At 72.4% G+C, this 5559-nt stretch carries 6 protein-coding genes and 1 pseudogene; 3 read left to right on the forward strand and 4 right to left on the reverse strand.

Annotation, left to right across the window (positions count from 1 at the left end; genetic code table 11):
* Window positions 1-132: 132 nt before the first annotated feature.
* Together BHU15_RS36100 and BHU15_RS38905 are read left to right on the forward strand one after the other, a co-directional pair.
* Window positions 133-621 carry a DUF309 domain-containing protein gene (locus BHU15_RS36100; protein WP_069630960.1) on the forward strand — a complete coding sequence of 163 codons (489 nt, stop codon included), beginning with the start codon at window positions 133-135 and terminating at the stop codon, window positions 619-621.
* A 422-nt stretch (window positions 622-1043) separates the two neighbouring features.
* Window positions 1044-1205: pseudogene (locus tag BHU15_RS38905) on the forward strand (carotenoid oxygenase family protein); the annotation flags it as partial.
* Between the two features lie 23 nt (window positions 1206-1228).
* Here the strand turns inward: BHU15_RS38905 and BHU15_RS36105 are convergent.
* From BHU15_RS36105 to BHU15_RS36115, 3 genes are read right to left on the reverse strand one after another with little or no spacing between them, the layout of a single operon-like run.
* On the reverse strand, window positions 1229-1852 hold the full coding sequence (locus tag BHU15_RS36105) for a LutC/YkgG family protein (RefSeq protein WP_069630965.1): 624 nt from the start codon (window positions 1850-1852) through the stop codon (window positions 1229-1231).
* Between the two features lie 47 nt (window positions 1853-1899).
* On the reverse strand, window positions 1900-3360 hold the full coding sequence (locus BHU15_RS36110) for a LutB/LldF family L-lactate oxidation iron-sulfur protein (RefSeq protein ID WP_069630961.1): 1461 nt from the start codon (window positions 3358-3360) through the stop codon (window positions 1900-1902).
* Window positions 3357-4076, reverse strand: coding sequence for a (Fe-S)-binding protein (locus BHU15_RS36115; protein ID WP_069630962.1), 720 nt, complete (start codon window positions 4074-4076; stop codon window positions 3357-3359). Before BHU15_RS36115 ends, BHU15_RS36110 begins: the two co-directional genes overlap by 4 nt.
* A 105-nt stretch (window positions 4077-4181) precedes the next feature.
* On the opposite strand from BHU15_RS36115, the gene cobF reads away from it, so the two are divergent.
* The gene (gene cobF, locus BHU15_RS36120; RefSeq protein ID WP_247748626.1) at window positions 4182-4946 is read left to right on the forward strand and encodes a precorrin-6A synthase (deacetylating); all 765 of its coding nucleotides are present in this window, start codon (window positions 4182-4184) and stop codon (window positions 4944-4946) included.
* On the opposite strand, the gene BHU15_RS36125 is transcribed toward cobF, so the two are convergent.
* Window positions 4915-5559, reverse strand: a 645-nt coding sequence (locus tag BHU15_RS36125) for a cobalt-precorrin-6A reductase (RefSeq protein ID WP_069630964.1), incomplete at its 5' end; no start/stop codon positions are given. The two genes, cobF and BHU15_RS36125, sit on opposite strands and share 32 nt — an antisense overlap.

Raw genomic sequence — 5559 nt, forward strand, 5'->3', positions numbered from 1 at the left:
ACCAAGCTGCGCCACGTCCCGCTGTTCCGCCGCCCGGAAGATCTCCCCGGCGGCCACAGTGGAGAACATTACCCCACCCCGGACCGGCGACGGGCCGCCCGTGGGACGGGAGGGGCGGGAGACAATCGGGGCATGACGGAGAGCCGGTGGGATCGGGACATCGAAGGGCGGGCGCGGAACGCGCGGCCGAGGGATGGGCTGGGGCGGCCCTTGCCCTACGGGGCGGACGGGGTCGAGCGGCAGCCCGAGGGGGTGGTGCGGGCGCCCGGCGAGACGTTGCGGGAGGCGCAGCGGCTGCTCGACGCGGGGATGCCCTTCCACGCGCACGAGGTGTTCGAGGACGCGTGGAAGTCGGGGCCCGAGGAGGAGGAGCCGCTGTGGCGGGGGATGGCGCAGCTCGCGGTCGGGCTCACGCATGCCGCCCGGGGCAATCGGACCGGCGGGGCGCGGCTGCTGCTGCGGGGCGCCGGGCGGATCTCCGGGTACGCGGACCGGGCACCGTACGGGATCGATGTCAGCGGGCTGACCTCCTGGGCCCATGAGCTGGCGGAACGCATCGGCGACACTCCGGTGGACGCGGTCGCCGAGGCGCCGCGTCTGACCCGGTCCGGGGGTGAGTGACACCCCGCGACAGACCGGCCGGCTACACCCACGTCCGGGTCTCAGCCCTCCTGACCTGCGCGGGCATCCGCAGCAAGATCTTCCTGGCGAGCCGAACGAGGCTGTCGGGCGGCCGGTCGAGACAGGGGAGAGTGGCGATGAGTGGTCACACACGGCGCAGGGTGTTGCGGGGCGCTGCCGTCGCGGCGGCGGGCAGTGTCGTGGGGGGTGTACGGGGCGGGCGGCCGGGCCGGGACGGCCCAGGCAGCCGCCCGCGGACTGACCGGCGGGGTCTCGTACCCGTTCCTGGAGGGGGCGTTCGCGCCGGTCACCGAGGAGCTGACGGCCTTCGGGCTGCCGGTGACGGGCCGGATCCCCCGTGAGTTGAACGGCCGCTATCTGCGCGTCGGTCCGAACGTGCTCGGTCTGGAGGATCGTCGGCGGAGGACGGCTACACGCTGGCGTACGTCCACGACCCGGAGCGCGGCGCGTCCGACCTCGTCGTGCTGTCGGCGCAGGACTTCACCGGACCGCCGGTCGCGCGGATCCATCTGCCGGGCCGGGTGCCCCTGGGATTCCACGGCAGTTGGGTGCCCGACGCGTGACAGCCAGCGGGGCGCCGCGCCGGTCAGTCCTCGACCAGGACGACCTCCAGCGTGCGCGGGCCGTGTACGCCCTCGACCCGGTCCAGCTCGATGTCGCTCGTCGCCGACGGTCCCGAGATCCAGGTCAGCGGCCGGGTCGGGTCGAGGCGCGGCATGGCCTGCGGTACGGACGCGACGACCTGCTCCGGCACCCGGACCACGCAGATGTGGTGGTCCGGGACGAGCGAGATCCGGCGCCGTCCCTGGTCGGGGCTGCCGTCCAGGACGATCGTGCCCGTCTCCGCGATGGCCACGGCGCAGCCGGTGACGACACTGTCGACCTCGTCCAACTCCCGTGCGGTGGAAGCCTCCCGGTCATGGATCCTGGTCGGATCGGCGGCGGCGAGCCACCCCGGCGGCAGGCCCGGCGGTACGAGCACCGTGCGGGAGCCGTGCTCGGCGAGCAGGCGCATCAGCAGGTCCGGGAGCGTGGCGGAGTCGGTGCGGTGGACGAGGGCGCGGTAGTCGGCGAGGTTCTCGGCCAGCAGGTCGACCATGGCGGCGTCGGGGGTGTGCGTGTCGAGGTAGTCGCGCGTGACCTCGGGAGCGTCGGGCGCGTCGGCGACCGCCGCGCGGATCCGGGCCAGGATGCGCTCCCGCGAGCCGATCGGGCCGGTCGGGCCGGTCGGGCCGGTCGAATCAGCTGTGTTGCTCATCAGGACTTCTTCCCGTCCGGCTTCGATGTCCCGTCCGGCTTCGGCTTCCGGTTCTTCTTCCACCAGTCGCGGAACGGCTCCGCCGGCATCTCCGGCAGCTCCCTGCTCCGGGTCCACGCGCCCGCCCCCGGCAGCTTCGACGGGTGCAGCCTGCGCGTCTTCGACGCGGCCCGCTCCCCCGCGCCCAGTACGCCGGGGTGGTCGAGCACCCATCCCGCCGCCTTCATCGCGGCCTTCTCCAGCCGGTGGCCCTTGCCGCCCTGGCCGGCGACCCGCTCCCGCAGATGGACCAGCACCTCGGGGATGTCGATCGCGACCGGGCACACCTCGTAGCAGGCGCCGCAGAGCGACGAGGCGTACGGCAGCGAGGCGTCGATCTCGCTCTGGGTGCCCCGGAGTTGGGGGCTGAGGATGGCGCCGATCGGCCCCGGATAGACGGAGCCGTACGCGTGCCCGCCGGCCCTCTCGTACACCGGACAGACGTTGAGACACGCCGAGCAGCGGATGCAGCGCAGTGCCTGGCGGCCGACCTCGTCGGCGAGGGTGCCGGTGCGGCCGTTGTCGAGGAGGACGAGGTGGAAGGTCTTCGGCCCGTCGCCGTCGGCGGTGCCTGTCCAGGTCGAGGTGTACGGGTTCATCCGCTCGGCCGTCGACGAGCGCGGCAGCGTCTGGAGGAACACCTCCAGGTCCCGCCAGCTCGGCACCACCTTCTCGATGCCCACGACGGAGATCAGGGTCTCGGGCAGCGTCAGACACATCCGGCCGTTGCCCTCGGACTCGAAGACGACGAGCGTGCCGGTCTCGGCGACCATGAAGTTGGCGCCGGAGACGCCGACCTTCGCGCGCAGGAACTTCTCCCGCAGGTGGAGCCGTGCCGCCTCGGCGAGGTCCGCCGGGATGTCGGTCAGACCGTCGGGCGCGGCGCGGCCCCAGTCGGCCATTTTCGTACGGAAGATGTCCCGGATCTCGGCGCGGTTGCGGTGGATGGCGGGAACGAGGATGTGGGAGGGCCGGTCGTCGCCGAGCTGGACGATCAGCTCGGCGAGGTCGGTCTCGTACGCCGCGATGCCCTCGGCCTCCAGGGCTTCGTTGAGGCCGATCTCCTGGGTGGCCATCGACTTGACCTTGACGACCTCGCTCTCGCCGGTGGCCTTGACCAGGTCGGCGACGATGCGGTTCGCCTCGTCGGCGTCGGCCGCCCAGTGGACGGTGCCGCCCGCCGCCGTGACCCGCTCCTCCAACTGGAGGAGATAGCGGTCGAGATGGCGCAGCGTGTGGTCCTTGATCTGCTTGCCGGCCTCGCGCAGCTCGGCCCAGTCGGCGAGTTCGGCGACCGCCTTGGCGCGTTTGTCGCGGATGGTGTGGGTGGCGTGGCGCAGATTGCCGCGCAGGGTCTTGTTGTGCACGGCCTCCTTGGCCGCGCGCGGGAAGGACGGCATACCGACGAACGTCCCGCTCATACGAGGGGCTCCTCTCGGGTGCTCGCCAGGATGTCGGCGAGATGCAGGGCGCGCAGGGGTGCTTCCTCGCGGCGCAGTACGCCCCCGATGTGCATCAGGCAGGAGTTGTCGGCGCCGCACAGGACCTCGGCGCCGGTGGAGACGGCGTGGCTGACCTTGTCCTGACCCATGGCGGTCGAGACATCGGAGTTCTTCAGGGCGAAGGTGCCGCCGAATCCGCAGCATTCGTCGGCGCCCGGCAGCTCGCGCAGCTCCAGTCCCTCGACGGCTTCGAGGAGCCGGCGCGGCCGGTCGCCGAGGCCGAGGAGGCGCAGCCCGTGGCAGGACGGGTGGTAGGTCACGGTGTGCGGGAAGTACGCGCCGACGTCGGTCACTTCGAGGACGTCGACGAGGAATTCGGTCAGCTCGTAGGTGCGGGTGGCGAGGGCGGCGGCCGAGGCGTCGCCGATCTTCGGATAGTGCTGCCGGACCATGGCGGCGCAGGATCCCGAGGGGGTCACCACGTAGTCGTACCCCTCGAAGGCGGCGGCCGTACGGCGTACGAGCCGCTCGGTCTCGCGCCGGTAGCCGGTGTTGAACTGGGGCTGTCCGCAACAGGTCTGGGCCTCGGGGAAGTCGACCTCGACCCCGAGGCGTTCGAGGAGCCGCACGGTCGCGATCCCGGTGGACGGATACACCGCGTCGTTGACGCAGGTGACGAAGAGGGCGACACGCATGGCCGGAGCATATGTCGGGGCCCCCGGCGAACGTAAGACCCAAGGAGACATCCGATGTATGGATGGGACGGGATGGCGTCCGGAGCCATGAGGCAGACTCGGGCCGTGAGACAGATCTATGTGATCGGCATCGGCGCGGGCGACCCGGACCAGCTGACCCTCCAGGCGGTCAAGGCGCTGAACCGGGTGGACGTCTTCTTCCTCCTCGACAAGGGCGAGGCGAAGGCGGACCTGATCGGGCTGCGGCGCGACATCCTCGCGGAGCACATCGCGGAGGGCCGCGAGTACCGGCTGGTCGAGGCGCGCGATCCGGAGCGGGACCGGACGGCGGGCGGCGCCGACTACTCCCCCGCCGTCGGCGACTGGCGCACCCGGCGCGCCGACATCTACGAGCGGATGATCACCGACGAGCTGGGCGAGAACCAGACCGGCGCGTTCCTGGTGTGGGGCGATCCCGCGCTGTACGACTCCACGCTCGGCATCCTGGACGAGATCCTGGCGCGCGGCACCGTCGGTTTCACGCACGAGGTGATCCCCGGCATCAGCAGCGTCTCGGCGCTGCTCGCCAAGCACCGCACCGGGCTGAACCGGGTGGCGCGCCCGGTGCAGATCACCACGGGCCGACGGCTGGCCCAGGCGTGGCCGGAGGGGGTTGACGACGTGGTGGTGATGCTGGACGGGCACCAGTCGTTCCGCCACTACCTGGCGGAGGATCCGGTCATCCACTGGGGCGCGTACGTCGGGACGCCGGACGAGATCCTGGTCTCGGGGCGGCTCTCGGAGGTCGCGGACCGGATCGTGGAGCTGCGGGCGGAGGCCCGCGCGCGCAAGGGCTGGATCATGGACACGTATCTGCTGCGCCGCGACTGACGCCGAGCCGGGCGAGCGCGGCCGGTACGTCGGGGACTTCCGGTACTCCCTCGGGCGGGGGTGGCCGTTCGATCATGACGACGGGCAGGCCGAGTTCGCGGGCGGCGACGAGTTTCGCCTCGGTGGCCGCCCCGCCGCTGTCCTTGGTGACGAGGACGTCCACGCGGTGGTCGAGCAGGAGCGCCCTCTCGCCTTCGAAGGTGTACGGGCCCCGGTCGAGCAGGAGGCGGATGTCGCGGGGCAGGGGCGGCTCGGGCGGTTCCACGGTGCGTACGAGGAAGCGCAGCCCGTCCAGTTCGGGCCCCGCGAACGCGGCCAGGCCCTGCCGCCCGGTGGTGAGGAAGACGCGTTCGGCGCCGAGCGCCGGGAGCTGCGCGGCGGCGTCCGCGAGGGAGCGGGCAGGGTGCCTGCGGTCGCGGGGGTCGGTGGGCCAGCCGGGGCGGCGCAGGGCGAAGTGGTCGGTGCCGGAGGCGGTTGCGGCCTCGGCGGCGTGGGCGCTGATGGTGGCGGCGAAGGGGTGGGTGGCGTCGACCAGGACGTCGATACGGTGCGCGACCAGCCACGCGGCGAGTGCCCCGGGCCCGCCGAAGCCGCCGACGCGGAGGTCCCCGGC

Origin of the sequence: Streptomyces niveus, assembly GCF_001723055.1 — a bacterium.
Taxonomy (GTDB): Bacteria; Actinomycetota; Actinomycetes; order Streptomycetales; family Streptomycetaceae; genus Streptomyces; species Streptomyces niveus.

Excerpts from the sequence above, each read along its gene's own strand:
- BHU15_RS36100 (WP_069630960.1), top strand. The coding sequence starts at position 133 with ATGACGGAGAGCCGGTGGGATCGGGACATCGAAGGGCGGGCGCGGAAC.
- BHU15_RS36115 (WP_069630962.1), bottom strand. The coding sequence starts at position 4,076 with ATGCGTGTCGCCCTCTTCGTCACCTGCGTCAACGACGCGGTGTATCCG.
- BHU15_RS36110 (WP_069630961.1), bottom strand. The coding sequence starts at position 3,360 with ATGAGCGGGACGTTCGTCGGTATGCCGTCCTTCCCGCGCGCGGCCAAG.